A 25,855-nucleotide genomic window follows, 5' to 3' on the forward strand; every position below is an offset into this window, starting at 1 on the left:
CCGTCACCGCGTCATCGACTCGGAGGCATCACCCATAACCTCACGAACTTAGGAACTCCCTCATGAGAAAAACAGCTATTCCAGCCGCAGCAATTCTCGCGCTCTCCCTCATGCTTAGTGCCTGCAGCGGTGCAGCCACTGACACGTCGAGCAGTGAATCCACGGCTCCGGAATCCTCGGAGACCGAAACCGACACGGAGATGATGCACGAAGAGGTCACAGGAACCTTCGAGGGCGCCGGTGAACACTCCGTCGAAGGAACCGTCACTGTCAGCGACATTGAGATCGTGCTCTCGGGCTATTCCTCCGACGAGGGTCCCGACCTGAACATTTATCTCACCAACGGTGCCGATGAAGATGCCGTAGCAGCAGGCATGCAGATCGACTCCGTCGTGTTCGACGAAGCCAGCCAGACCTTCACCTTCGACGCCATGGATATCTCCGGCTACGACACCGTCGTCATCTACTGCGACAAGGTCAAGGCAATCTTCGGATCAGCACTCCTCTCATGATGAACCGCGCGCTTTCCCTCGTCGCTTCCGTCATCACGGGAGCGGCGAGGGTGGGCCTCGGCATCCTGTGGCTGAACGAAGGTCTCTTCAAGATCAAGGCAGGATTCGACGGGGCCGACATCGGTCTGGTCGTTCAAAGCACGGCATCCAATAATCGGGTGGCTGATGGTTTCGAGGCTTTCACTGCCACTTTCCTTGGTGGTGCCCCCGGCTTTTTCGGCTGGGCCATTCCCGCTCTCGAAGTGGGGCTGGGTATCGCCCTGATCGTGGGCGTGCTGACCTTCCCCGCCGCGCTCATGAGTGCGGTGACACTCCTGTCGTACTGGTCGGCCGACCAGCTGATCGAGGAGTACCCGATCATGCTTGCCCTCTCGGTCGTTGTTGCGGCGTTCGTGGTCAGTGCTTCACGACTGTCGGTGACGACCATCATCGAAAAGCTGGTTCTTCGAAAGAAGCCAGAATCTCGTTGGTTCGCAGCACCCGTTCGTCGCTGGCTCTAGTCGGCTTCGACGATCCACGAGGTGTCGTTCACGGCCCGTTGCTCGCACTCTGCGGGCTGCGGGCCGTTTCGCGTGCCAGCAGGAGACCTAGCCGACAGGAGACCTAGCCGACAGGAGACCTAGCCGAGAGCTGCGACTCCCGCGGCGCGGGCGATCTCGACCGCGCCGAGCGAGATCAGTGCGATAAACGCCCACGAGATGAGGGCGACAACCAGTGAACGACCACCGGTGCGGATGAGGTTGCCAATGTTGATCGCGGCGCCAAGCCCGAACAGCGCCATTCCGAGCATGAGTTCTTGACCGTAGCTGGCCACCTCAAGGAAGCCGTCGGAGACGGGCACGAAAGTGCGCACGAGCACGGCGGCGAGGAAGCCAACAACGAACAGCGGCAGGATCGCGGGGCGCTTCACGGCACCGCCGTCGGCAACGGGTACTCCCGATGCTGCCGCTGCGGCGGCCTCTTTGCGGTCAACGCGCGCGGCAACAACACCAGCAAGAGCGACCATCGGCGCGAGCATCGCGACCCGGGTGAGCTTCACGACAACAGCGACCGCGAGGGCTGTTGCTCCGGCGATTTGAGCCGTAGCGACGACCTGGCCGACATCATGCACACTCGCGCCCACCCACATCCCGAACTCCGCGGTATCGAGACCGAGGAGCGGGCGCAAGGCAGGAAGGAGCGCGATCGCGAGAGTGCCACACAGAGTGACAAGCGCGATTGGGGTTGCCGTGTCAGAGTCTTTGGCGCGCGTCACACCCGCCATGGCTCCAATGGCCGAAGCGCCACAGATGGAGAACCCGGCAGCGATCAAGACGGACTGCTGACCGGGGAGGCGCATCATCCGGCCGAGCCCCCAGGTGAAGAAGAACGTGATCACCACGATCGCCACAATCATGCCGAGCACCAACCAGCCAAGCTCGGCGATGTTGACGAGGCTCAACTTGAAGCCCAACAACACCACGCCGATGCGCAACAAGCGGCGAGCAGCAATGGCGAGCCCTGGCTTCACCTCGGCGCGAACGGCATGACGCCACGGCAGGGCCGTGAACAGGATGCCCAACACCACGCACGCCGTGAGGGTGGGGATCGCCGGCACCAGAAAACTGATGAGTAGCGCGAGCCCGAATGCCCCTAGTGCCAACCCCAGTCCGGGAATGTTGCGTCGGAATGCGGTTTGCGCGGGGGCGTTATTCACCGTCGAGGCTCAACTTTCTGAGCAGTCCGCTCAATCGCTCTTGTTCTGCAGGAGACATGCGGGCCAGTAGTGCCGTTTCGTCATGCACCAAGGATGTGATGGCGCCATCGACGCTTTCGCGACCGCTCGCCGTCATTCTCACAATCACACCACGACCATCATTGGGGTCGGTACGACGTTGAACGAGACCGCGCGAGACCATACGATCAATGCGATTTGTCATGGTTCCGCTCGACACCATCGTCTGCTGCACGAGAGCGGTGGGGCTCAACTGGTACGGAGCGCCCGCCTTGCGCAGCGCCGACAACACATCAAACTCCCACGGCTCAACACCCGCAACAGCGAACGCCGACCGACGGGCGCGCTCCAAGTGCTTGGCGAGGCGACCAACCCGGCTGAGAACATGCAGCGGCGCAAAGTCGAGATCAGGACGCTCGCGGGACCACGCTTCGACAATTCGGTCGACTTCGTCGCGTTGGGGCATCCGGTCATTATCCCAGTTTCACGACACGGATGTGTGCAGCTAAACCGCCCCGAAAGGCGCCGTGAGCGTGTGTGAACGCTCCGAATGAGGCTAGGTGCACGACAGAGTGCCAAGGACATGGCAGAATTGGTTAGCGCCTTCGGGTGCGGTCCGCTTTGGTGTAATGGCAGCACGGCAGCCTTTGGAGCTGTCCAGTCTAGGTTCGAATCCTAGAGGCGGAGCTTTTTCTCCAGCTTTTCCCGACTTCGGCGGCGGCGTTTTGAGTGCCGCTCATTCAGGGCAGAATAGGTCTATGACCGAACACAAACTCGCCGTCATTGTTCTCGCTGCAGGCCAAGGCACCCGCATGAAGTCCGCTAAGCCCAAAGTGTTGCACCGCCTTGCCGGTCGCGAACTCATTGGGCACGTGGTGGCTGTCGCCCGCGAGCTGAACCCTGATCATGTGATTGCCGTTGTGCGACACCAGCGTGACGAAGTTGTAGCGAGCTTGACGGAACTCATGCCCGACATCCTCATCGTTGACCAAGACGATGTCGCCGGCACTGGTCGTGCCGTTGAGGTCGCGGTCGATTCTTTGCCTGCTGACTTCGACGGGGATGTCGTTGTGGTCAGCGGAGACGTTCCTCTTCTCGATTCGGCCACTCTGGCGGCGCTGCTCGAGCAGCACCGCGCGCAGTCTGCTGCCGCCACCGTGCTTTCCGCCATTCTTGACGACGCCACCGGCTATGGCCGTGTTGTGCGTGACGCTCAGGGCGGCCTCGATCGCATCGTTGAGCAAAAAGATGCAAACACCGACGAGCTCTCGATCACCGAAATCAACTCGGGAACCTACGCGTTCCGTGTTGGCCCGCTGCGTGAGCAACTTGTGCGTTTGACGACCGACAACGCCCAAGCCGAGAAATACATCACCGACGTCGTCGGGCTGCTTCGTGGCGTTGGAGCCACGGTTGCTGCGATGCCTGTGACGGCTGGCTGGATGGTCGCCGGCGTCAACGACCGCGTGCAGCTGGCCGAAGCCGCTCGTCGCATGAACGAACTCATTGTGCAGAAGTGGCAGCGCGCCGGAGTCACGATCGAAGATCCAGCCACGACCTGGATCGATGCGGATGTCACACTCAACGCTGACGTCGAAATTCTGCCCGGAACCCAGCTCAAGGGCGCAACGCTCGTGCAGTCTGGCGCCATCATCGGCCCGGACACGACCCTCGTTGACTGTGAGGTTGGCGAGAATGCTGTCGTGAAGCGCACGGATGCCACCCTCAGCGTGATCGGAGCAAACGCCTCCGTTGGCCCGTTTGCCTATCTCCGCCCCAACACCAAGCTCGGTGTCGGCGGCAAGATCGGTACGTTCGTCGAGACCAAAAATTCCACTATCGGTGAGGGAAGCAAGGTGCCTCACCTCAGCTACATCGGTGACACCGAAGTGGGTGTTCAGTCCAATGTCGGTGCGGGAACAATCACGGCAAATTACGACGGAGTGAACAAGAGCCGCACAGTAGTTGGCTCGCACGTGAGAAGTGGGTCGCACAACGTCTTCGTCGCTCCGGTTAGAATTGCTGATGGAGCGTATACCGGAGCCGGGTCGGTCATCCGAAAAGATGTACCGGCGGGGTCTCTGGCAATCAATGTTGCTCCGCAGCGCAATATCAGTGGCTGGGTTGAAACCAATCGGGCGGGTACTGCAGCGGCTCAGGCAGCTGCCGCAGCACACGACGAAAACGACGCCTGACCGAAGTACGCCGTAACCACGGCAGAGAGCGAGTCCCCACGTGGCCAGCATTAAAGTTTCCGGTCAGAAGCGACTCGTGCTCGTCTCCGGACGAGCTCACCCCCAGCTTGCGCTCGACATCGCTGAAGAGCTCGGCAGCGATCTGGTTCCCACCGATGCTCGCACCTTTGCAAACGGTGAAATCTACGCCCGCTACGACGAAAGTGTTCGTGGCTGCGATGCGTTCGTCATCCAGTCGCACACCGAGCCCATCAACGAGTGGCTCATGGAACAGCTGATCATGGTGGATGCCCTCAAGCGCGCTTCCGCTAAGCGCATCACCGTCGTCTCGCCCTTCTATCCCTACGCCCGCCAAGACAAAAAGGGCCGCGGTCGCGAACCGATTAGCGCTCGCCTGATTGCGGATCTCTACAAAGCCGCCGGTGCTGACCGCATCATGAGCGTTGACCTTCACGCCGCCCAGATCCAGGGCTTCTTCGACGGCCCCGTCGACCACCTGTTCGCGATGCCGGTTCTGCTTGAGCACTTCCAGAAGCTGCTCGACCCCTCCACTCTCACCGTGGTGAGCCCTGACATGGGCCGCGTGCGCGTTGCCGATATCTGGAGCGACAAGCTTGGTGCGCCGCTGGCGATCATCCACAAGCGTCGCGATCCTCTGGTTCCCAACAAGGTCACCGTTCACGACATCGTCGGCGATGTCGACGGTCGCGTGTGCTTGCTCGTTGACGACATGATCGACACCGGCGGAACCATTGTGAAAGCTGCCGAAGCGCTCAAGCGCGCCGGGGCGCTCAAGGTCGTTGTGGCTGCAACTCATGCCATCTTCTCTGACCCCGCTCCCACCATTTTGCAGAGCGAGTTCATCGACTCCGTCGTTGTTACAGACACGCTGCCGGTGCCGGAGCACAAGCGGTTCCCCACCCTCACCATTCTGCCGATTGCTCCGCTGCTGGCGCGCGCCATTCACGAAGTCTTCGATGATGGTTCGGTTACCTCGATGTTCGACGGCGCTGCCTAAGCAACCACGGCATTTGCCCGGCGCACTGTGTTTTTTGAGTGCGTCTCACAGGCATACAGTTAACGTATGACTGCGTTGTCCGACCGCCCGTGGCTTAAGAGCTATGCCGACGGTGTACCCCAAGAAATTCCGCTCCCCGACGGATCACTTTACGATCTGGTCGAGGCATCCATCGCTGAGTATCCGCGCGGTGTTGCGCTGGAGTTTTTTGGCAAAGAGACCACCTACGGTGAGCTGGGCGCACAAATCGACCGTGCGGCGGAAGGCCTTCGCCTTCTTGGTGTACAAAAGGGTGATCGTGTCGCCCTCGTGCTGCCCAACTGTCCTCAACATGTTGCGGCGTTCTATGCGGTGTTGCGTCTCGGCGCGATCGTGGTCGAGCACAACCCGCTCTACACTGCGCGGGAACTCCGCCATCAGTTCGAAGATCATGGTGCGCGTGTCGTCATCGCCTGGAATAACGCGGTAGAGACCCTGCAAGATTTCCCGGATGACCTCGCGCTCGAGACCATCATCTCGGTTGACGTGCCTCGGGCGATGCGCCTCGTTACGCGAGCGCTGCTGCGGTTGCCCATCGCGAAAGCGCGGGAGTCACGCGCTGCATTGACCACGAGGGTGCGCGGCACGATCACGTGGGAAGAGTTGATTACGTCGAATCCGATCGACGCGCACATCGTGCGGCCAGGGTCTGACGACCTTGCACTTATTCAGTACACCAGCGGCACGACCGGCTTCCCCAAGGGAGCCATGCTCACGCACCTCAACCTGCTCACCAACGCTGCGCAGGCGCGTGCCTGGGTGCCGGCGGTGCCTCGGGGAACCTCTGTCGTTTACGCCGTCTTGCCGATGTTCCATGCTTACGGCCTCACGCTCTGCCTCACGTTCACTACGAGCATGGGAGCGCGGCTGGTGTTGTTCCCCAAGTTCGATCCCGACCTCGTGCTCGCTGTGGTCAAGAAGCGTCCCGCCACATTTTTCCCGGCCGTGCCGCCCATCTATGCGCGTCTCACGGAGGCAGCTGACGCTGCCGGGGTATCACTCAAAGGTATCGAGATTGCCATTTCTGGTGCGATGCCGCTCTCGGCCGCCGTCGTAGAGCCGTGGGAAGAACGCACTGGCGGCACGCTCGTCGAAGGTTACGGTCTCTCGGAAACCAGCCCGATCCTCATCGCTAACCCGGTCGGGCCCACGCGACGCGCGGGCACCGTCGGGCTGCCGCTGCCCAATACCGAGATCCGCGTTGTTGACCCCGACAACCCCACCGTCGACCGTGCGCTGGGGGAGGAGGGCGAGCTCATCGTTCGCGGGCCTCAGGTGTTCTCGGGTTACTGGGGCAAGCCCGACGAGACCGCGGAAGTGTTTGCGCCCGCATCGGATGACGGCAAAGAGTGGTTCCGCACGGGCGATATCGTCACGGTGGACTCCGATGGTTTCGTCACGATCGTTGATCGCATCAAAGAACTGATCATCACGGGTGGCTTCAATGTTGCTCCGAGCGAGGTCGAAGAAGCGCTGCGGAGTCATCCGTCCATCGCGGATGCCGCCGTGGTGGGGCTTCCGAGCGAGCACAGTGGTGAAGATGTCGCTGCGGCCGTGGTTCTCGCGCACGGCGAAAGCCTCGACCAGGAGGCTGTGCGCAGCTACCTGCGCGAGCATCTCTCGGCCTACAAGGTTCCTAAAACGATCGTGAGCGTCGAGGATCTTCCGCGGTCGCTCATCGGCAAGGTGTTGCGCCGCCAGGTTCGCGACGAACTGCTCGCTGACCGGTAGCAGTCGCTGACCGGTAGGCGTCGCTAACCGCTAGGTGTTATCGGCCGGGCTTGTCGGAATCACCGCAGGCCCGGGAATCAACCCCAGCGAACGAAGCAATGTCTCTTTGCCGTTGAAGGCGATTGCGTAGCATTTCCAGCCGGGATCGCCATCGCCGGTGAGCTCGAAACGCACCGAATACGACACCGCTTGGGGTGCCAGATACTGCACGTAGGTCGCGCAGGTGCGATTGGCTGTGTTGTCGGCGGTGGCGGCAGCAGAGACGATGCCGGGAACCACGAGCCCGATGAGTCCTAAGACGACAACAACGCGCATCACCCATACGAAGGTGCGCGAGCGCAACGGTCGTTCGTTGTGCGGCTCGTAGCCATCGAGCTCGGGGTGCTCATCAGAGGTGCTCATCGTTGGCCATTCTGTCACTTGCAGCTGGTGGCGACGTTACTGTCGCCGACTTAAGACACGAATGGCGGCGAACCCACGGTTCGCCGCCATCTCGATTAGTGCGAGTCAGTCGCTTCGATCTCGGTGCGATCGCCCGACCACAGTGTGTGGAAGGTGCCATCCATGTCGACGCGCTTGTAGGTGTGAGCGCCGAAGAAGTCGCGCTGACCCTGAACGAGGGCGGCAGGAAGGCGCGGTGCGCGCAGGCTGTCGTAGTAGGCGAGCGACGAGGAGAATGCTGGAGTGGGGATGCCGGCAGCGGCAGCGCCACCCACAACACGACGCCACGAGTCCTGCGTGCCTGCCATCGCGTCGGTGAAGTACGGCGCGGTAACGAGGGCCACGAGGCCGGGGTTCTCGGCGTAGGCCTCGGTGATGCGGTTGAGGAAGCGCGCACGGATGATGCAACCACCGCGCCAGATCTTGGCGATCTCGCCCTTCTTGATGTCCCAGTTGTATTCTTCAGCGCCGGCAACAATGGCGTCGAAGCCCTGGCTGTACGCGATGATCTTCGAGGCGTAGAGAGCCTGGCGAACATCTTCGATGAACGCGGCCTTGTCTTCGACGGTAGGCACCGAGCTCGGTCCGGGGAGGGCGCTGGCGGCCGCACGCTGGGCGGGCTTCGAGGAGACAGCGCGAGCGAACACCGCTTCGGCGATACCCGATACGGGGACTCCAAGGTTGAGCGCGGTCTGCACGGTCCACACGCCGGTTCCCTTGGAACCAGCCTGGTCGAGGATGATGTCGACGAGGGGCTTGTCAGTCTTGGCGTCGACCTGGCGCAGAACTTCAGCGGTGATCTCGATGAGGTAGCTCTCGAGCTCGCCCTTGTTCCACTCGGCGAAGATGTCAGCGATTTCGGCGGGGGTGGCGCCGGTGCCCTGGCGGATGAGGTCGTAGGCCTCAGCGATGAGCTGCATGTCGGCGTATTCGATGCCGTTGTGGATCATCTTGACGAAGTGGCCAGCACCATCGGTGCCGACGTGGGTGACGCAGGGCTCACCTTCGGCAATTGCGGCGATCGACTTAAGGATCGGGCCGAGGGTCTCCCAGGCTTCAGCGGAACCGCCAGGCATGATCGATGGGCCGAGAAGCGCGCCCTCTTCGCCGCCAGAGATGCCAGCGCCGACGAAGTTGATGCCGGTCTCGCGCACTGCCTTCTCGCGACGGATGGTGTCGGTGAAGAGCGCGTTGCCGCCGTCGACGATGATGTCGCCGGGCTCGAACGCTTCGGTCAGAGCGTCAATCACGGCATCCGTGCCCTTGCCGGCCTGCACCATGATGATCGCGGTGCGTGGCTTCGACAGCGACGCCGCAAATTCTTCATACGTGGATGCGGGAACGAAGTTAGCTTCGGGGTGCTCGGTGAGCAGCGTCTCGGTCTTCGAGTAGGAACGGTTGTAGATGGCAACGGTGTTGCCTTCGCGACTCGCGAGGTTACGGGCGAGGTTGGAGCCCATAACTGCGAGCCCTACTACGCCAATGTTTGCGGATGCTTGCTCAGCAGCGGTCATATCGTTCACTCCTTGACTCTGGGACAAAGTGGCGGGCTCACGACTGGTTGGCCCAATCATCAAGCCTAGGGCACACCGCGGAACAGCCTCGCGGCATCCATTCAGGCTTCACGGCCGCGGGGAAGCCGCAGGGAGCCTGACGCCGTAGTCGTCCCAGACAACGTACGAGATCTGAGGAGTAGCGTGGGGGTATGAGCCAGCCAGTGATCGTTACCGCCATTTTTCACATTCGACCCGATAGCCGCGATGCCGTTGTCGAGGCACTTCACACCGCACTTCCGCTCGTGCATGAGGAGCCCGGTTGCGAGCTCTACGCCATCCACGAGACGGCAGACGGCACGCTTGTCATGATCGAGAAGTGGGAGTCGGAGGCACTTCTTGATGCTCACGGGCAAAGCCCGGCTGTCGCCGCTCTTGTCGGCGAGATCGGTCAGTACCTCACGGCCGAGGTTGCCGTGACGCGAATGTCACCCATCCCCATCGGCACCACGGGAAAGGGTGCGCTCTAAGCGGCAGCGTTCTTCTCACTGTTCCGCGTCGATCGATTGCGTCTTCTGGGCGCAACCGATCGACGCGTTCGTGTGTGCGGGCGCAGCAGCGCCTCGTTCTAGTACCGCTCGGGCTCAGGGCCCAAGAGGAAGCGTCGCCCGCTGATCTCGGTGGGAGTGATCTCGACCCAAATGTATTTGAGCGTAGGAATGAGCGGGCGAAGCGGCAGTTGGTCTGCTTCGTAAATCTCATCCTGAGATTCGATGACGCGCGCGGTGCCTTTGGCTACGACACTCCACGCAGTGTGCGGGCCCACGAAGTCGGTTTCGAAGGCGACGCGCTCATTGATGGTGAGTTTGAGAAGCTTTGTCCCCTGCGACGTACGCAAGAGCAGCCGCTCGCCGACCGCAATGAAATTGACGGGCGTAATGTCAGGTTCTCCCTGAAAGCTGACGGCGATCCTGCCCAGATCGGCGGTGCGCAGCAATTCCCAACAGGTTTCCAGCGCTAATTCTTCAACTGGCTCATTCAGATTCTCGCTCATGGAGTGATCCTTCCGTGGCCCAATTCTCCCACTGTGGTCCGCGAGTTACCAGCCTTTGTTGCGGGGAAATGCGCGGTTAGTGGGCAGCACTGGAGGCATCCGCGTGCGGGCCTTCGGAGATATATTCTCAACAACTTTGCATTAAGTCTGCTTTAAGGCACACTGGTCAGATTGATATCAGACGTAACGATGCGTCGAATGTTAGGAAAACAGTGGCTTCACAATTTCCACCCCTCATCGTGATGGGTGTCTCGGGATCCGGTAAATCGACCGTTGGCGCTGCCCTCAGTGAATCTCTGGGAATGCAGTTCATCGACGGTGACGACCTTCACCCGCGAGCTAACAAAGAGAAGATGGCTGCAGGCCACGCTCTGAACGACGAAGACCGCGCTCCGTGGCTTGAGATCATCGCTGACCGTATCGGCGCCGAACTCGCTGAGGGAACCCCCATCATCGTCGCGTGCTCATCGCTCAAGCGGTCGTATCGCCGCATCCTCACCGCGCACGCTCCCTCGACGGTCTTCGTCCACTTGCAGGGAGCCCGCGAAGTCATCGCAGAGCGTCAGTCGCACCGCAACCACGAGTACATGCCCAACAGCCTGCTCGACTCCCAGTTCGACACTCTCGAACCGCTCCAGGCCGATGAGCGCGGTGTGCTCGTCGACCTCACTCAGACTCCGGATGACATCGTCCGGTCCATCAAAAAAGACCTCACCGACAACTACGTCGGCTGAGCTGCACTAGAGAAAAAGGACAATGATGACCGATCTCCAACTGCTGTGGGAGTTGCCCACGTGGGGCCTGCTGCTGCTCGCTGCAGGCGCCATTGCGCTCCTGCTTGTATTGATCATTGTGGGGCGCGTTCACGCGTTCCTTTCGCTGATCATCGTCAGCCTCGTGACTGCGCTCGCCGCAGGTATCCCCACGAACCAGATAATTCCGACGCTCACGTCGGGCTTCGGTGGCACTCTCGCCAGCGTTGCGCTACTGGTCGGTCTAGGAGCGATGCTCGGTCGGATGCTCGAGATGAGTGGCGGAGCGCAAGTGCTCGCCGATTCACTCATCAACCGCTTCGGTGAAAAGCGTGCGCCGCTGGCTCTCGCTGTAGCGTCGCTCATGATGGGGTTCCCCATCTTCTTTGACGCCGGTCTTGTCGTTATGCTGCCGATCATCTTCACGGTTGCTCGTCGCCTCGGCGGATCGCTCCTGCTCTACGCCTTCCCCGCCGCAGTGGCGTTCTCGGTCATGCACATCTTCGTGCCGCCGCACCCCGGCCCCGTTGCAGCAACCGGTCTTCTTGGCGCTGACGTCGGACTCGTTCTGATCTTTGGTCTCATCGTCGCGATCCCCACCTGGTACGTCGTCGGTTACAAGTTCGGCACCTGGACCGGTAAGCGCTTTGATATTGCGATTCCCGACATCCTCTTCGGTGTTCACGACGACGAGAAGGCTGCAGAGTTCAAGTCGAACCCCAAGCTCGGCACCATCCTCTTCCTCCTCCTCCTTCCTCTCGTGCTCATCTTCATGAACACCGGCCTCAACGCCCTCGCAACCGCTGGCGTCGTTGACCTTGAGAGCCCGCTCGTTCAGGCGCTTCGTCTCCTCGGCGAAACTCCCATTGCTCTGCTCATCACTGTCGTGTTCGCCATGTGGCTGCTCGGCTGGAAGCGCAACAAGAAGCGCACCCTCATCGAGACCATCGTTGACAGCGCCCTCGGCCCGGTTAGCTCGATCATCCTCATCACCGGTGCCGGTGGAATGTTCGGTGGCGTACTGCGCGCCAGCGGAATCGGCGCCAGCATCGCAACCTCGCTCGAGTCGATCGGTATGCCGCTGATCGTTGCCGGCTTCGTGATCGCCGCGATCATCCGCGTCGCCCAAGGTTCCGCAACAGTCGCGCTCACCACTTCGGCCGCGCTCATTCAGCCTGTCGTACTCGCTGACGCAAGCCTCAACCCCGTCGAACTCGCTGCCATCGTGCTCGCGCTCGCCGCCGGTTCGGTGTTTGCTGGTCACGTGAACGACTCGGGCTTCTGGTTGGTCAGCCGCTTCTTCGGCATGGACACCCAGACCACGCTTCGCACTTGGACCGTCGGTCAGGCACTGATCGGTGTCATGGGCTTCGCGATCGCGTTCGTCATCTTCATCGTCGCCGGAATGTTCTAGGAGATAGCTGTGGCATCCACCATGTTTGACCTCACCGGGCGCATTGCCCTCGTTACCGGATCAAGTCGAGGAATCGGGCGCGTCATTGCGCAAGCCCTCGCCGAAGCCGGAGCAACGATCGTGCTGAACGGTCGCGACGAAGAGCGGCTCGCTGCCACTCACGCCGACTTCAGCTCCGAGTTTGGGGCCGACCGCGTCTACGCTCGCGCGTTTGACGTAGCGGATGCCACGGCTGTCGCCACCGCAATCGCCGAGATCGAGGCATCCATCGGCGCGATCGGGGTGCTCGTGAACAACGCGGGCATCCAGCATCGCGAACCGATGCTCGACCTCGACGTGGAGGACTGGAACCGGGTCATCTCCACCAACCTCACCAGCGCGTTCCTCGTTGGGCGCGAAGTTGCCCGGCACATGCTGGCTCGCGGTGAGGGCAAGATCATCAACATCGCTTCGGTGCAGACCGACCTTGCGCGACCGACCATCGGGCCGTACACGGTCTCGAAGGGCGGCATCCGTAATCTCACTCGTGCCATGACGGCAGAGTGGGCCAACGGCGGCCTGCAGATCAACGCGATCGCCCCCGGCTACATCCACACCGAGATGACGCAGGCGCTCGTCGACGACGACACCTTCAACAAGTGGATTCTCGGGCGCACGCCTGCCGGTCGCTGGGGTACTCCTGCCGACCTGGGCGGCCCTGCCGTCTGGCTCGCCTCGAGCGGTTCTGACTACGTCAACGGCCAAGTCATTTTCATCGATGGCGGCATGACGGTCGTCGTCTAACCTCCAGCTCTATCGCCGCGCGTCGCTGCCGGCACCGTTCTACAGAAAAGATTGTCATGACAAGTGCAGCCCCCGCCGACACTCTCGCGGTCACGATCCACGCTCAAGATGACTTGCGCGTGGAGAGCATTCCGTTGGCCGCTCCGGCCGCCGACGAAGCCGTGATTCAGATTGCGTTCGGCGGGGTCTGCGGGTCTGACCTGCACTACTGGTCGCACGGTGCCGCGGGGGAGTCGATTCTCAAGGCTCCGATGATTCTCGGCCACGAAGTTGTTGGCACCGTCATTCAGCAGGCCGCTGATGGCAGCGGCCCTGTGGCGGGGACGGCCGTCGCCGTGCACCCCGCAACTCCCGGCGGAACCGAGCCACGGTGGCCCGAAGACCGCCCCAATCTTTCGCCCGGCTGCACCTACCTCGGCAGCGCAGCACGCTTCCCTCACACTGAGGGTGCCTTCGCCGAGTTCGTTACTCTGCCCAGCCGGATGCTGCGAGCACTCCCAGACTCGTTGACCCTGCGCGATGCCGCGCTCGTCGAACCCGCCAGCGTGGCCTGGCATGCAGTCTCGCGTGCCGGTGACGTTCGCGGAAAACGGGCTCTCGTCATTGGTGCCGGCCCCATCGGTGCCCTCATCGTCGCCGTTCTCAAGCGCGCGGGTGCCAATGAGATCGTGGCCGTTGACATGTTCGCCGGCCCGCTCGCCATCGCTCGCCAGGTCGGTGCAACCGAAACTCTTCACGCCACCGACGTGGATGCCATCGCCGCAGTCGACGCCGACATCGTCTTCGAATCATCGGGCAGCTATCGCGGTCTCGAGTCTGCCGTGCGGGGCGCAACTCGTGGCGGCCGCGTTGTCATGGTGGGGCTCTTGCCCTCCGGCCAGCAGCCCGCACTCATCTCGCTTGCCATCACGCGCGAGCTGGAACTCGTCGGGTCATTCCGCTTCAACGACGAAATTGACGAGGTCATCGCGGCGCTCGCCGACGGCAGCCTCGTTGTCGGGCCAATCGTGACTCACGAGTTCGCGGCATCCGATGCTCATGAAGCGTTTGCTGTAGCCAAGGACTCGGAAAACAGCGGCAAGGTGTTGCTGCGCTTCTAGCCGAGCGCGCCGCCTAGCCCAGCACGCCTCTTAGTCGAGGAAGATGCGGGGTTCGCCAGCCCAGATGGGCTCAACCTCTTCAATGGTGCGCGTCATGATGCGCTCCATGGAGGCGAAGGCGTCGTGGGGGCGCTTGCCCTGAATGGCATCCGCCACGTCCACGTGCAACTGCAGCGCCTCTTCGTGCGGGGTCGATGGCATGAGGCCGCGGTTGGTGCGCCCTGTCAGCACTTCGGCGATCACCCGGTCGAGGCGTGCGAACATCTCGTTGCCGCTCGCCGCCAGAACGAGCGAATGAAAGCGGATGTCGAGCTCAAGAAATAGCTCAAGGTCGCCTGAGCGACCGACGGCCCGCATGCGCGCGGCCAGCGCCAGTAGCTCACCGGCAGCCTCGTTGGATGCGTGTTGCGCGGCGAGCTGCGCGGCTTGAGGTTCGATAGCGCTGCGCAGTTCAGTGAGTGAGCGCAGCTGGCGCCCGTTCTCGGTCTGTTCGAGCCGCCACCGAATCACGAGCGGGTCATACAGACTCCACTCGGACATCGGCTTGACGCGCATCCCGACGCGCTTCACTGAGGCGACCATCCCGAGCGATTGCAGCACGCGTACCGCTTCGCGCACGACCGAACGGGAGACGCTGTACCGCTCTTCGAGCTGTTCGGCGAGGATCGTAGAATCAGGGGAGATCTCGCCCGAGACGATGCTGAGCCCGAGATCGTTAAGCACGCGTGCGTGAAGACCTCCGGACATGCTCCTACAGTAGCGGGTGAGGGCTCCCGCGAAGGGCGGCGCTCAGGGCCGCAGAAATACGGAGTGCAGTCGCTCATTAACCGTGTAAACTCGGCAGTTGAACTTCGGCGAGGGAACCATTTGGTTCCGTTATCGACGCGGCGGGCAAGTCACAGGGCTTTTCCTCACGTGGCAGATCTTTGGTCTGCCGGCGTTCGAGTTGAACTACAGACAATGATCTGGGCGCTGCGCCCGCCACGAGCACTCCGCTCGTTGCAGGCACCGGGCCCACAACAGACTTCGGTCTTACTAGGAGATAACAATGGCTAAGCCAGGCGTTAACCACGTAGTCACGGATGCCCGTGAATCCTTCGGCAAGGGTGCTGCTCGCAAGCTCCGCGCTGCAGGCAAGATCCCCGCCGTCATCTACGGTCACGGCACCGACCCCATCCACGTTGCCCTCCCGGGTCACGAGATCGGGCTCATCCTCCGCAAGTCGAACCAGATCTTGGACCTCGACATCAACGGCAAGAGCCAGCTCGCACTGGTCAAGGATGTTCAGAAGGACCCCGTTCGCCAGATCATCGAGCACATCGACCTCGTTGTCATCCGCAAGGGTGAAAAGGTCATCGTTGACGTGCCGATCCACGTCACCGGCGAGTCGGCTCCTGGCACCATCGCCAACCTCGACGCACCGACCATCTCGGTTGAGGCTGAAGCAACTCACATTCCTGAGTTCTTCACCATCGACATCGAGGGCCGCGAAGACGGCGCTCACATCTACGCCAAGGACATCACGCTCAGCGAAGGTTCGGACCTGCTTTCCGACCCCGAGCTTCTCGTTATTGGTGTCAGCACCCCGCGTTCGTCGGTCGAAGCTGAAGCTGCTGAAGAAGAAGCCGCAGCAGTTGCTGCCGAGGCTGCTAGCACCGCGGCTGCTGAATAATCAGATTCTTTCGTAAGCGAGAAATCGTGGATGACCAATGGTTAGTAGTCGGGCTCGGTAACCCCGGGCCCGGCTACGCCGGTAATCGCCACAACGTGGGCCATATGGTGTTGGCCCATCTGGCAGACGAATTGTCTGCCACGTTCAAGAACCACAAAGCTAACGCTGCGGTCGCTGAAGGCCGCAGTTTTGGCGACGGCCCCAAGCTGATTCTGGCGAAGCCCAATTCTTTTATGAATCTTTCGGGCGGCCCCACCGCGGCGCTGCTGCGGTTTTACAAGATCCCTGTCGAGCGTCTCATCGTCGTGCACGATGAACTCGACATCGACTTCGACACGGTGAAGCTCAAGACCGGTGGCGGTCACGGAGGCCACAACGGCATCCGCGATATTGCTGCCGCTGTCGGCTCTCCCGACTTCACGCGGGTGCGCGTGGGCATCGGGCGTCCTCCTGGTCGCCAGCCCGCGGCAGATTTCGTCTTGCGCGACTTCTCGGGCGAAGAACGCAAAGCGTTGCCGAATCTCTTGAGCGATGCCGCGGATGCCGTCACGATGGTGGCGCGCGAAGGCCTCGAAGCTGCGCAGCAGCGGTTCCATAGCCCGCGCTAGTTCCTGCGAGTGCGGCAGTCGCGCTGAAGCCGTGGAGCCCACGCAGCGTTGCCTGCCTTAGCGTTGATGCGCTGTGGGTGAACTCGCACCGGAGCGTCAGTGGCCGCGAGTAGAGTAAACCGGTGACTCTCGACGGAATTATCTCAGCACTTTCGCGCGCCCAAACCGTAGAGAGCGCCCTTCGTTTCTCTGAACGTAGCGCAGACTTCTCGCTCGTTGATGGCATGCGTGCCCCCCTGCTCGGCGGGCTGCTCACGAAGTCGAATGCACCGCGGTCGCTGTTGGCGGTCACGGCGACCGGTCGTGAGTCCGAATCACTGCGCCGTGCGCTCACGAGCTATCTGCCCGATGCTCAGATCGTCGAATTTCCGGCGTGGGAGACGCTCCCGCACGAACGGCTGAGCCCGAGTGCCGAAACGGTCGGCAAGCGGATGCAGGCCCTGCGCGACTTGGCCAAGTGGCAAGCGAACCCGGTCGGTCAGTTTGTGCTGGTGGCATCCGTTCGGGCAGCGCTGCAGCCCATCGCCGATAACCTCACGACGATCGAACCGGTCGAGCTCACCAAGGGCGGCCGCAACTACGATCTTTCGGCGCTGTCGGAACGACTCGTGGCTCTGGCATATTCCCGCGTCGACATGGTGACGCGGCGCGGAGAGTTTGCGGTGCGTGGTGGCATCCTCGACGTGTTTGCGCCCAACCACGAGCATCCGCTTCGCCTCGAATTCTTTGGCGATGAGCTTGAGCAGTTGCGCGAGTTCTCGGTTGCCGACCAGCGCTCCATCGAGGGTGATGTTGAGTCTGTCGAGTTGGTGCCGAGTCGTGAACTGTTGTTGAACGATGCGGTGCGTCAGCGTGCCCGCGAAATGCAGCACGAATTTCCGAGTCTCTCTACGATGCTCGCGAAGATCGCCGAGGGCATCCCGGTTGATGGCATGGAATCGCTAGCGCCCGCGTTGGTCGACAAGTTGGTGCCGATCACTCACTACCTTCCGGCGGATGCTGCCATAGCGGTGCTCTCGCCCGAGAAAGTGTCGTCGCGCGCGATCAGCCTCGCTGAGACGAACCAAGAGTTTTTGAGTGCGGCGTGGAACGCGGCAACGGCCGGCGCCGAAGCGCCCATTGACTTGGATGCCGGTGACTTTGTCACGCTCAACGCACTCCGTGCCTCCGCGGGGGATCGCCCCTGGTGGACCCTCAGCACCTTCGACTCGGGGGCAGCGGATGCCGTCGACCTGCTGGATGGTGCGGAAGAGGCATCCGAATATGTTCGAATCGCTGCCACGGCAACCCCCTCGTTTGCGGGAACTCTCGATGGCGCCCTCGACCACGTTGGTCACTTGCTCGCCGACGGTTGGACGGTAGCGATCGTTGCCGAGGGAGCCGGGCTCGTGGAGCGCACGGCGGGCCTTCTGGCCGAACGCGAATTGGCGGGGCGTGCCGTTGAGGCCTTCCCCGCCGAGACCGAGCCGGGAGTGGCGTATCTGCTGCGGGCATCCGTCGATCATGGTTTTGCGATGCCCGAGGCGAAGCTTGCGGTGCTGAGCGAGGGCGAGTTCTTCGGTCGGTCGGTCGGCTACGCTTCGCGCCCGGCACGCAAGCTCGCGGCCAGACGCAAGAACGTTGTCGACCCGCTGCAACTCTCGAGCGGCGACCACGTTGTTCACCAGACGCACGGCATCGGCAAGTTCATCGAGTTGGTGTCGCGCGAGGTCAGCACGGGCGGCCGCAATGCGGTCAAGACTCAGCGCGAGTTTTTGGTGCTCGAGTACGCGCCGAATAAGCGTGGCTACCCTGGCGACAAACTGTATGTGCCCACCGATCAGCTCGACCTGCTCTCACGCTATGTCGGCGGCGAATCGCCGGCCCTCAACAAGATGGGCGGCAGCGACTGGTCGGCCGCTAAGACCAAAGCACGTCGTGCCGTTCGCGATATCGCTGTCGAGCTGGTCAAGCTCTACAGCGCCCGCATGGCCAGCAAGGGGTACGCCTTTGGGCCCGATACCCCGTGGCAGCGTGAGCTCGAGGAGGCTTTTGCCTTTGCGGAAACTCCTGACCAGCTCACCACAATCGATGAGGTGAAGGCCGACATGCAGAGCCCAGTGCCGATGGACCGCCTGCTGAGCGGTGACGTCGGCTACGGCAAGACGGAAGTTGCGGTGCGCGCCGCGTTCAAGGCTGTGCAAGACGGCAAACAGGTCGCGATGATCGTGCCGACGACGCTGCTCGTACGCCAGCACGTCGAGACGTTTGCCGATCGTTTTGCGGGCTTCCCCGTGCACTTGCGGGCTCTCAGCCGTTTCCAGACCGAGAAAGAGTCGCGCGAAACGATCGCCGGCCTCGCCGACGGCACTGTGGATGTCGTCATCGGAACGCACCGTTTGCTCTCGAAGAGCATCGCCTTCAAAGACCTCGGCCTCGTCATCATCGATGAAGAGCAGCGCTTCGGTGTTGAACACAAAGATGCTCTCAAGAAGCTCAAAACCAACGTCGACATCCTGGCGATGACAGCGACCCCGATTCCGCGCACGCTCGAGATGGCGGTCACGGGCATCCGCGAAATGTCGACGCTCGCGACTCCACCAGAAGACCGGCATCCGATCCTCAGCTTCGTTGGCCCGTATTCAGAGCGTCAGGTTGGCGCTGCGATTCGGCGCGAATTGCTGCGCGAGGGCCAAGTGTTCTACGTGCACAACCGCGTGAGCTCCATCAACCGGGTAGCGGCCAAGATTGCCGAACTGGTGCCGGATGCTCGCATCGCGATTGCTCACGGCCAGATGCCCGAGGCGGCTCTTGAGCAAGTGATGGTCGACTTCTGGGATCGAAAGTTTGATGTGCTCGTCTCCACCACGATTGTGGAAACCGGGCTCGACATCCCCAATGCCAACACGCTCATCATCGACCGGGCCGACAAATATGGCCTCAGCCAGCTGCATCAGTTGCGCGGTCGAGTGGGTCGTGGCCGTGAGCGGGCCTACGCCTACTTCCTGTACGACGAAGAGAAGCCGCTGAGCGAAACCGCGCACGAACGTCTCGACACCATCGCGGCCAACAATGAGCTGGGTGCCGGTATGCAGATCGCGATGAAGGACCTCGAAATTCGTGGTGCCGGAAACCTGCTCGGTGGTGAACAATCTGGCCACATTGCTGGTGTCGGCTTCGACCTTTATTTGCGGATGATCGGCGAAGCCGTCTCCACATTCCGTGGTGATGTTGCCGAGGGCCAGACCGAGCTGCGGCTTGAGTTGCCCGTGGATGCCAGCATCCCCGAGGACTACGTCGAGAGCGAGCGCCTGCGCCTTGAGGCCTACCAAAAGCTCTCCACGGCAAGCGCCCCATCGGCATCCGCCGACAGCATTGACCGTGTGCTCGAAGAACTCACTGACCGCTATGGCGAACCACCCGAGGAAGTGAAGCACCTGATTGCGGTGTCTCGCTTGCGGCGGATGTCGCAGCGACTCGGGCTCAGCGAGGTTGTCGTCATGGGCGACAAGCTACGCATCGCGCCCGCCGATCTGCTCGACTCTAAGCAGATCCGTCTGCAGCGGATGTATCCAGGATCGAAGTATCACTCGGCCGCCTCCACGGCGATCATTCCACTGCCAACCGGCGCAAGCGATGGTCAGCTCATCGAGTGGGCCAAAGAGCTGCTGGTGTCAGTATTCGGCGCTCAAGACACTGCAGCTGAACTTGCTGAGGTAGCGCTTGCGACCGAAGCGGCCGAAAAGCTTGCGGCCGACAAGGCAGCAGCCAAAGCGAAGGAAGCAAAAGAGACGAAGGATGCTGCCGCTGCGTCCGGCACGTCCGGTACGTCTGGCGCGAGCTAAGAACTAGGGCGCCGTCTCCGGCGCTGGTTCCGGCGTGGGTGCCGCGGCTTCGGCTGCTGTGTCGCTCGAAGCAGGCTTGGCCGCACCCTCGGCCTCGGGAAGCGTCGCAGGCTTCGCCGTCGGTTTGAACGCAAGTGGGTTTCGTCGACCGTCGATTCGGTGCACGCCCCCGATCGCCATCGGGATCAACACGAGCGAGCGCAGGTCGAGAAGCGCGTGAGCGATGATCGTGATGAGGATGCTTCCGGTGAGCACGTAGATGGCCATGAAGACTGCGCCGAGCACCGTCGTGACGATGATGCCTGTGAGTCCCTGGTAGGAGTGCATGAGCCCGAATAGGAGAAGGCTCAGCACCACCGCGACGATCGCATTGCCGGTGGTGGCAAAAAGCAGCGCCGGCAGAGCGAGGCGGAAAAGCAACTCTTCAACGATCCCGGCATTGATGGAGAGCAATCCGCCCAGTACGAGCTCTTGGCGATTGCGGGGGAGTATCGCTTGAACATCACCGAGGCTCACGACTTCGTCGCCCTCGTTACGTACCGAGATGATCGCAATGACTGTGACAGCGATTACGCCGATCGCGAGGCCCACGAGCACTCCGGCGGTGAGGGAGGGCCGGGCGGCGAGCACGCCAAGCAACCAGGACACCCACGGCCACGATTGAACATCGGCGAGGAGGGGAGCGGCGAAGGCTCCGCTCGCGAGCAGAGTAAGGAGCGCGAGTCCGCCAAACAGTGTGAAGGAGATCAGTAACCAGCGTCGCAACATCTTTTGGCGACGCTTGGTGGTGCGAAAACGCTTGAAGCGACGGTACTCTCGCTGATCCCGGCGGAAGGTGCGCACAGCGAGAACTGTCAGAACCCCACCGAGCGTAAGCCAGAGCAGCGCGAGCATGAGGGGGTTAGCGGGGTCGAGCATGCTCCAATCGTGCCATGGGGCGGCTGAGTGACCGACGCCGGGCGCGGGGGAGTCGATCTAGCAGGAACCCCACATGCCGAGTTTCGCCGCGTAGGCGTCATCTTCAGCGTCGCGCAGCTCGGGCCAGTAGTGATCGTTGAGTCCGACCTTGAGGGCTTCAGCGGCGCCGAGCTCGACCATGGCTAAGTTCACGAACGTGCCGTCTTGCAGGTAGACGTAGAGCAGCGAGCGGCCGTAGCGGTCCTCGGGTTCGCGATCCTCAGCGGCCCACACCGTGGTGCCTTCGGGCAGAAAGTCGCGCAGCAGCTCGCGCGCTTCGATTCCGTAGCATTCTTCGGCATCCGGATTTTGTTGGCTGGAAAGTTCGGGGGTGTCAAGGCCGATGAGGCGCACCTTCAATTCGGCGCTGCCGTTCTGGAGATAAAGGGTGTCGCCGTCGTGCACATAATTGACGGTCGCCGCGAAAGCGTCAGTCGGGATGCCGATGGTGGCGCTCGCTGCGTCGGTGTTTTCGGCGTCAGCGTCTGCGGTCTCGGGCGCGCTTTCGGGAGCGGAATTCGAGCCGTTCGGGGTGCCAGCGATCTCAGAATCGTCGGGAGTGGAGCCCGGTGTTCCGTTGCCGAAGTAGGTGGCAATCGCGATCACCGCGACGAGCACGACAACGACAAGAGTGCCAAGAGTGCGGGGACGGTGAGGGGAGGCTGCCACGGGAAGATTCTTGCATGTTGTGGCGCGCACTCAACGAATCGAGCGGCTCCTGCTCGCGAACGTTACCTAGTTGTGGTCGCTCGGTCCAGGGCTCTCGGGGCGTCGTTGCGCACTGAGCGCGAGAGCAGTGCTTGCGCCGAGCGTCTTTCCCCAGAGTGAATGGGCGCTTTTCCAGTTCCGACTTTCGCGAATGAAAGGTGAACCGGGGGCCACGCCCGGAAAAGGTGAGTAGGTCACTCCAGGAATCGACTCGGCGACGCTCAATGATGCGTCGTTCAGTCGAGAAATCTGCAGGGAGAGTATGCGCTTCACCATCCGGGGCAGTGGACGAAAGTGGTGCATCGGTGGAACGGCGGCTACCACGATGAGGCAGTCGGGGCGGGTGTTTCGGCGTGCAGCCGTCGTGAGGGCAACGAGTTCGTTGCGCCAGGTGGCGGCGGATGTCCCTTGGAGCACGTCGGGTATGCCCAGAACGACGACTACTGCATCCACCTCGACTGGTGTCTCGGCAAGCTGTCGCGCGGCACGAGCCATGGTGAGTTCCGTGTCGGTCATTGTCGTCCAGGAGCATCCGACGCTGTGCTCGCGCGCGACGAAGCGTGCAGTCTGTGAGACGACGGCGAGCCCGTGATTGAGCACACCTAATCCGGATGCCGCAGTATCGCCGATAAACAGCATGCGGTAGGCGTTGTGGCCGTCTACTGTTCCCTCTGGCGGATCGCTAGGAAAAAGTGAGCCCGCGACCTCGACCCGGTAGGCGATCCAGCTCACCTTGAGAAGTGGGCGAAATAATTGGATCAGTCGGCCTCTCGCACGCTCTGCGAGTCGGCCTCCTGAAGGCACACCGGTGGCACGCTCAGGAGACGTGTTCTTCGGGTCCACACGACACATAGTGGGGGAGAGTTCGACGGTCGCGTCGGAGGACATACCCAAATAAGGAACGTGATTTTAGCTTAATTTGAGAAGTGGGAGAATGGTGGGCATGACCGAGCCTGCTGCGCCTCATCCCGAACTCGACACCCTTATTGCAACTCTCGAACGGTTGCGTGCGCCGGGAGGGTGCGCGTGGGATCGCGATCAGACGCATGAGTCGCTCGTGAAGCACCTCGTGGAGGAGACCTACGAGCTGGTAGATGCGATCGAAGGTGGCGATACCGCCGACATGGTCGAAGAGCTCGGCGATGTGCTCTACCAAGTGCTTTTTCATGCCGACATTGCGACCGAGGCGGGGCGCTTCACTCTCGAAGATGTCGCCGCTCACATGAACACCAAAATGGTGAGCCGTCACCCTCACGTGTTTGCCGACGCCACCGCAGAGACTGCTGATGACGTCGTGGCAGCGTGGGACGAACTCAAGAAGACAGAGAAACCTGAACGCACCAGTGTCACCGACGGCATCCCGCAAAAGATGCCGGCGTTGGCGCTCGCCGACAAGCTGCTCGGTCGAGCCCACAAGGTGGGACTCTTGGATGCCACTACACCGGGGGCGATCAACGTCACGGAAGAAGACGAACTCGGCCCGCTACTGCTCGCGATTGTGGCATCCGCGAAGGCAAACGGTTTGGATTCGGAGCGGGCACTGCGCACGGCGCTGCGCCAGCTCACCGAAGAGATCAAGGATTATGAAGTGTCGACCGCTCAGGCTGATTCAGCGAGCTAACACCCCGAAGGGTGGTGCCCCCCTTAACCCGAATAAGGAGGGCACCGGCGCAACGCCGGCAAACGAGACATGTGATCGCACGTCGATCGTCTACTGAATGGCATCGCGCGCTGAAGGATCGGTGGGATTACCCGGCCTACCGATCCAGCGTTGGAGAAGCCCCTGGTGAGGGGGATTCAAGTAGATGTGGCGCCGTTAACAGGTTTCCGGCACAAGGAGAAATCATAACCACTGCCGATCTCATTAGCAAACAACCGTTATGTTTATTTTATGGCCCGTAGACCCGACCCGACGCGCAAGCCAGCTCTTCTTCAGCAAACTATTGCCTATCTTGCTGATAAACCGCTGTCTAGTCTCACTTTTCGTTCGCTCGCACGAGCACTCGACGTCAGCACATTCACACTTGTTTACCATTTTGGAACGCGTGCAGAGCTGGTTCGAGAAATCGTGCGTATGAATGCGCGTGGAGTGAGCCCCCACGAAGCAGTGATGCTTCCGGCCGGCACCCTTGACGATTACTTTGCGAGCCTCTCGCAGTCGTGGCGATGGACGCAACTGCCCGAGAACCTGCACCGTCAACGCCTTGAGCTCGAAGCAGGGCTGCTTGAAGCGGTTGAACGCGACGAGCTTTCGATCACGCGCGACTACTTTGGGCGATGGATCGCGATGGGCACAGCGGCGCTAGTGGCTCTAGGAGTAGAACGCGGCGCGGCCGAGGTGGAGGCTCGCTTGCTCGTCAACACCTTCCACGGGGTGCAGTTCGACCTCGTGCTCAACCAGAATATCGATGCCTCTAACGCCGTCTTTGAGACGGCGATCGCGCACCACCGCGCTCGGGTCGAACAACTCATGGCCGAAGTAGCTCGGTAGCCGCACGCGCCTCGTCGGTGCGAGAGAATAGGAAGCATGGCGTCCACTGTTAATCCTCCCCGCGGCATGCGGGATTTCCTTCCCGCAGAAAAAGCTCAGCGCGAACGTGTGCTCGGTGTGATCCGGGCGAGCTATCGCGCTCACGGTTTCGACGAGATCGAAACCCCCGTGATGGAAGACAGCTCACGCTTGCACGCCGGCTTGGGCGGCGACAACGAGAAGCTCGCATTCGCTGTCATGAAGCGAGGGCTCACGAGTGAGAAGCTGCAGGCGGCATCCGATGCACTTGAACTCGCTGACCTCGGAATGCGGTTTGACCTCACGGTGCCGCTCGCTCGCTTTTATGCCACCCACCGTGCTGAGCTGCCGAAGGTCTTCCGGGCGATTCAGCTGGCGCCCGTCTGGCGTGCCGAGCGCCCGCAGAAGGGGCGTTACCGCCAGTTCGTGCAGTGCGACATTGACATCATGGGCGAGGCCGGGCCCAGCGCCGAGATTGAACTGATCACCGCCACGGCTGCCACACTCGATGCTCTCGGCATTGACGGGTGCACCATTCGCGTGAACGATCGTCGACTGCTCACGAGTTCGCTCAGCATCCTCGGCTTCCCCGCGAAGGAACACGAAGCGGTGCTCATCACGGTCGACAAGCTCGACAAGCTCGGTGCCGACGGCGTGGTCGCTGAGCTGCGCGAACGTGCCTTCCCCGATGGTCCGGTGGCGGCGCTCGCCGAATTCCTGACGCGTCCGGCCCCCGAAACTACTCCTGAGTTCGGTGCGGATGCCATCCGTGCCGCTCTGCCCGCAGGCGTCACCGAGGAGGTCATTCTCGAACTCGCGGCGATCGGCCAGGCGGTTGAATCGGGCCGCGGCGACTCCGGCTCTCTCATTGAGTTCGACCCGTGGCTGGTGCGGGGGATGGGCTATTACACGGGCGCAATCTTTGAGGTCGCGCATCCGTCGCTCGGGTATTCGCTCGGTGGCGGTGGCCGCTACGACGGAATGATCGGTCGCTTCTTAGGCAGCGATGTGCCCGCTGTGGGATTCTCGCTCGGCTTCGAACGCCTTGTCGATCTCGTTGAGCTCGGCGATGCAGACAATGATGACCAGCTTGCGTTGATTTACGACGCCGATGTCGATGCTGCGACCCTCGTGCGCTTGCAAGCCGCGTTGATTCGGGATGGCAAACGCGTGCGACTCGAAGCTCGACCGAAGAAGTTGCCGCAGCTTCTCGACCAGTTGAAGGCTGCCGGTTTCACCAGTTTCGCAACGGTCCGTGCCGAAAACGTGAGTTTTGATAGCCTTGAGTTCAAGCCGCTGGGTGGCTAGCGGAACATAGCCTTCGAGGGAGA

General features: G+C 61.7%; 25 protein-coding genes, 1 tRNA gene and 1 pseudogene. 18 read left to right on the forward strand and 9 right to left on the reverse strand.

Annotation, left to right across the window (positions count from 1 at the left end):
- Window positions 1-62: 62 nt before the first annotated feature.
- Together ACWFSR_RS03255 and ACWFSR_RS03260 are read left to right on the forward strand one after the other, a co-directional pair.
- A complete protein-coding gene (locus ACWFSR_RS03255; RefSeq protein WP_197110324.1) occupies window positions 63-512 on the forward strand; it encodes a DM13 domain-containing protein in 450 nt (149 codons plus the stop codon).
- Window positions 509-1,012 (forward strand): DoxX family protein, encoded by a 504-nt coding sequence (locus ACWFSR_RS03260; RefSeq protein WP_197110323.1) that lies wholly within the window; start codon window positions 509-511, stop codon window positions 1,010-1,012. The genes ACWFSR_RS03255 and ACWFSR_RS03260 overlap by 4 nt, the downstream gene beginning before the upstream one ends.
- A gap of 119 nt (window positions 1,013-1,131) precedes the next feature.
- On the opposite strand, the gene ACWFSR_RS03265 is transcribed toward ACWFSR_RS03260, so the two are convergent.
- Both ACWFSR_RS03265 and ACWFSR_RS03270 read right to left on the reverse strand, forming a co-directional pair.
- Window positions 1,132-2,208: a YeiH family protein gene (locus ACWFSR_RS03265; protein WP_447523062.1), complete on the reverse strand. Its 1,077-nt coding sequence runs from the start codon at window positions 2,206-2,208 to the stop codon at window positions 1,132-1,134.
- On the reverse strand, window positions 2,201-2,692 hold the full coding sequence (locus tag ACWFSR_RS03270; protein WP_197107535.1) for a MarR family winged helix-turn-helix transcriptional regulator: 492 nt from the start codon (window positions 2,690-2,692) through the stop codon (window positions 2,201-2,203). Before ACWFSR_RS03270 ends, ACWFSR_RS03265 begins: the two co-directional genes overlap by 8 nt.
- 149 nt (window positions 2,693-2,841) lie before the next feature.
- Here ACWFSR_RS03270 and ACWFSR_RS03275 point away from each other — a divergent pair.
- The 4 genes from ACWFSR_RS03275 to ACWFSR_RS03290 all read left to right on the forward strand — a co-directional run bounded on the left by ACWFSR_RS03275 (window position 2,842) and on the right by ACWFSR_RS03290 (window position 7,209).
- Window positions 2,842-2,913: transfer RNA gene (locus tag ACWFSR_RS03275), tRNA-Gln, on the forward strand.
- A gap of 71 nt (window positions 2,914-2,984) precedes the next feature.
- Window positions 2,985-4,421 carry a bifunctional UDP-N-acetylglucosamine diphosphorylase/glucosamine-1-phosphate N-acetyltransferase GlmU gene (gene glmU / locus ACWFSR_RS03280; protein WP_197107529.1) on the forward strand — a complete coding sequence of 479 codons (1,437 nt, stop codon included), beginning with the start codon at window positions 2,985-2,987 and terminating at the stop codon, window positions 4,419-4,421.
- 40 nt (window positions 4,422-4,461) lie between these two features.
- Complete coding sequence (locus ACWFSR_RS03285) at window positions 4,462-5,439, forward strand: ribose-phosphate diphosphokinase (RefSeq protein WP_197107527.1); 978 nt, start codon at window positions 4,462-4,464, stop codon at window positions 5,437-5,439.
- A gap of 66 nt (window positions 5,440-5,505) precedes the next feature.
- The gene (locus ACWFSR_RS03290; protein WP_197107524.1) at window positions 5,506-7,209 is read left to right on the forward strand and encodes a long-chain-fatty-acid--CoA ligase; all 1,704 of its coding nucleotides are present in this window, start codon (window positions 5,506-5,508) and stop codon (window positions 7,207-7,209) included.
- Window positions 7,210-7,239: 30 nt separating this feature from the next.
- Here the strand turns inward: ACWFSR_RS03290 and ACWFSR_RS03295 are convergent, their stop codons facing one another.
- Both ACWFSR_RS03295 and gndA read right to left on the reverse strand, forming a co-directional pair.
- Complete coding sequence (locus ACWFSR_RS03295; RefSeq protein ID WP_197107522.1) at window positions 7,240-7,611, reverse strand: hypothetical protein; 372 nt, start codon at window positions 7,609-7,611, stop codon at window positions 7,240-7,242.
- Between the two features lie 95 nt (window positions 7,612-7,706).
- Window positions 7,707-9,164: an NADP-dependent phosphogluconate dehydrogenase gene (gene gndA, locus ACWFSR_RS03300; protein ID WP_197110559.1), complete on the reverse strand. Its 1,458-nt coding sequence runs from the start codon at window positions 9,162-9,164 to the stop codon at window positions 7,707-7,709.
- A gap of 191 nt (window positions 9,165-9,355) precedes the next feature.
- On the opposite strand from gndA, the gene ACWFSR_RS03305 reads away from it, so the two are divergent.
- A complete protein-coding gene (locus tag ACWFSR_RS03305) occupies window positions 9,356-9,673 on the forward strand; it encodes a putative quinol monooxygenase (RefSeq protein ID WP_197107520.1) in 318 nt (105 codons plus the stop codon).
- Between the two features lie 98 nt (window positions 9,674-9,771).
- Here ACWFSR_RS03305 and ACWFSR_RS03310 read toward each other — a convergent pair whose 3' ends face one another.
- Window positions 9,772-10,197, reverse strand: coding sequence for a pyridoxamine 5'-phosphate oxidase family protein (locus ACWFSR_RS03310; RefSeq protein WP_197107518.1), 426 nt, complete (start codon window positions 10,195-10,197; stop codon window positions 9,772-9,774).
- 212 nt (window positions 10,198-10,409) lie between these two features.
- On the opposite strand from ACWFSR_RS03310, the gene ACWFSR_RS03315 reads away from it, so the two are divergent.
- Genes ACWFSR_RS03315 through ACWFSR_RS03330 form a run of 4 tightly spaced genes read left to right on the forward strand, consistent with a single transcriptional unit; the run spans window position 10,410 to window position 14,246 of the window.
- On the forward strand, window positions 10,410-10,931 hold the full coding sequence (locus ACWFSR_RS03315) for a gluconokinase (RefSeq protein ID WP_447523063.1): 522 nt from the start codon (window positions 10,410-10,412) through the stop codon (window positions 10,929-10,931).
- Window positions 10,932-10,953: 22 nt separating this feature from the next.
- On the forward strand, window positions 10,954-12,363 hold the full coding sequence (locus tag ACWFSR_RS03320) for a GntP family permease (protein WP_197125597.1): 1,410 nt from the start codon (window positions 10,954-10,956) through the stop codon (window positions 12,361-12,363).
- A gap of 9 nt (window positions 12,364-12,372) precedes the next feature.
- Window positions 12,373-13,146, forward strand: a complete 774-nt coding sequence (locus ACWFSR_RS03325) for an SDR family oxidoreductase (RefSeq protein WP_447523064.1) — start codon at window positions 12,373-12,375, stop codon at window positions 13,144-13,146.
- A gap of 56 nt (window positions 13,147-13,202) precedes the next feature.
- Complete coding sequence (locus ACWFSR_RS03330; RefSeq protein ID WP_447523065.1) at window positions 13,203-14,246, forward strand: L-idonate 5-dehydrogenase; 1,044 nt, start codon at window positions 13,203-13,205, stop codon at window positions 14,244-14,246.
- Window positions 14,247-14,276: 30 nt separating this feature from the next.
- On the opposite strand, the gene ACWFSR_RS03335 is transcribed toward ACWFSR_RS03330, so the two are convergent.
- Window positions 14,277-14,993 carry a FadR/GntR family transcriptional regulator gene (locus tag ACWFSR_RS03335; protein ID WP_447523066.1) on the reverse strand — a complete coding sequence of 239 codons (717 nt, stop codon included), beginning with the start codon at window positions 14,991-14,993 and terminating at the stop codon, window positions 14,277-14,279.
- A 301-nt stretch (window positions 14,994-15,294) separates the two neighbouring features.
- Here ACWFSR_RS03335 and ACWFSR_RS03340 point away from each other — a divergent pair, with 301 nt between their 5' ends.
- The 3 genes from ACWFSR_RS03340 (at window position 15,295) to mfd (ending at window position 20,350) form a co-directional block, all read left to right on the forward strand.
- Window positions 15,295-15,918, forward strand: a complete 624-nt coding sequence (locus tag ACWFSR_RS03340; protein WP_197107507.1) for a 50S ribosomal protein L25/general stress protein Ctc — start codon at window positions 15,295-15,297, stop codon at window positions 15,916-15,918.
- 26 nt (window positions 15,919-15,944) lie between these two features.
- On the forward strand, window positions 15,945-16,526 hold the full coding sequence (pth, locus tag ACWFSR_RS03345; RefSeq protein WP_197107506.1) for an aminoacyl-tRNA hydrolase: 582 nt from the start codon (window positions 15,945-15,947) through the stop codon (window positions 16,524-16,526).
- 122 nt (window positions 16,527-16,648) lie between these two features.
- Window positions 16,649-20,350 carry a transcription-repair coupling factor gene (gene mfd, locus ACWFSR_RS03350; RefSeq protein ID WP_447523067.1) on the forward strand — a complete coding sequence of 1,234 codons (3,702 nt, stop codon included), beginning with the start codon at window positions 16,649-16,651 and terminating at the stop codon, window positions 20,348-20,350.
- 3 nt (window positions 20,351-20,353) lie between these two features.
- Here the strand turns inward: mfd and ACWFSR_RS03355 are convergent, their stop codons facing one another.
- The 3 genes from ACWFSR_RS03355 to ACWFSR_RS03365 form a co-directional block, all read right to left on the reverse strand.
- Window positions 20,354-21,268, reverse strand: a complete 915-nt coding sequence (locus tag ACWFSR_RS03355) for a CPBP family intramembrane glutamic endopeptidase (protein ID WP_447523068.1) — start codon at window positions 21,266-21,268, stop codon at window positions 20,354-20,356.
- Window positions 21,269-21,325: 57 nt separating this feature from the next.
- Complete coding sequence (locus tag ACWFSR_RS03360; protein ID WP_447523069.1) at window positions 21,326-21,976, reverse strand: thermonuclease family protein; 651 nt, start codon at window positions 21,974-21,976, stop codon at window positions 21,326-21,328.
- A 66-nt stretch (window positions 21,977-22,042) separates the two neighbouring features.
- Window positions 22,043-22,747 (reverse strand): SGNH/GDSL hydrolase family protein, encoded by a 705-nt coding sequence (locus ACWFSR_RS03365; RefSeq protein ID WP_447523070.1) that lies wholly within the window; start codon window positions 22,745-22,747, stop codon window positions 22,043-22,045.
- A 211-nt stretch (window positions 22,748-22,958) separates the two neighbouring features.
- Between ACWFSR_RS03365 and mazG the strand changes: the two genes are divergently transcribed.
- From mazG to hisS, 4 genes and pseudogenes are all read left to right on the forward strand, one after another.
- Window positions 22,959-23,636 carry a nucleoside triphosphate pyrophosphohydrolase gene (gene mazG, locus ACWFSR_RS03370; protein ID WP_197107502.1) on the forward strand — a complete coding sequence of 226 codons (678 nt, stop codon included), beginning with the start codon at window positions 22,959-22,961 and terminating at the stop codon, window positions 23,634-23,636.
- Between the two features lie 270 nt (window positions 23,637-23,906).
- A pseudogene (locus ACWFSR_RS03375) lies at window positions 23,907-24,071 on the forward strand (TetR family transcriptional regulator); the annotation flags it as partial.
- An 18-nt stretch (window positions 24,072-24,089) separates the two neighbouring features.
- Window positions 24,090-24,506, forward strand: a complete 417-nt coding sequence (locus tag ACWFSR_RS03380) for a hypothetical protein (RefSeq protein ID WP_447523461.1) — start codon at window positions 24,090-24,092, stop codon at window positions 24,504-24,506.
- 36 nt (window positions 24,507-24,542) lie between these two features.
- Window positions 24,543-25,832 (forward strand): histidine--tRNA ligase, encoded by a 1,290-nt coding sequence (gene hisS / locus ACWFSR_RS03385; RefSeq protein WP_447523071.1) that lies wholly within the window; start codon window positions 24,543-24,545, stop codon window positions 25,830-25,832.
- The last annotated feature ends 23 nt before the right edge of the window (window positions 25,833-25,855 follow it).

The organism is Salinibacterium sp. NYA9b (assembly GCF_976973725.1).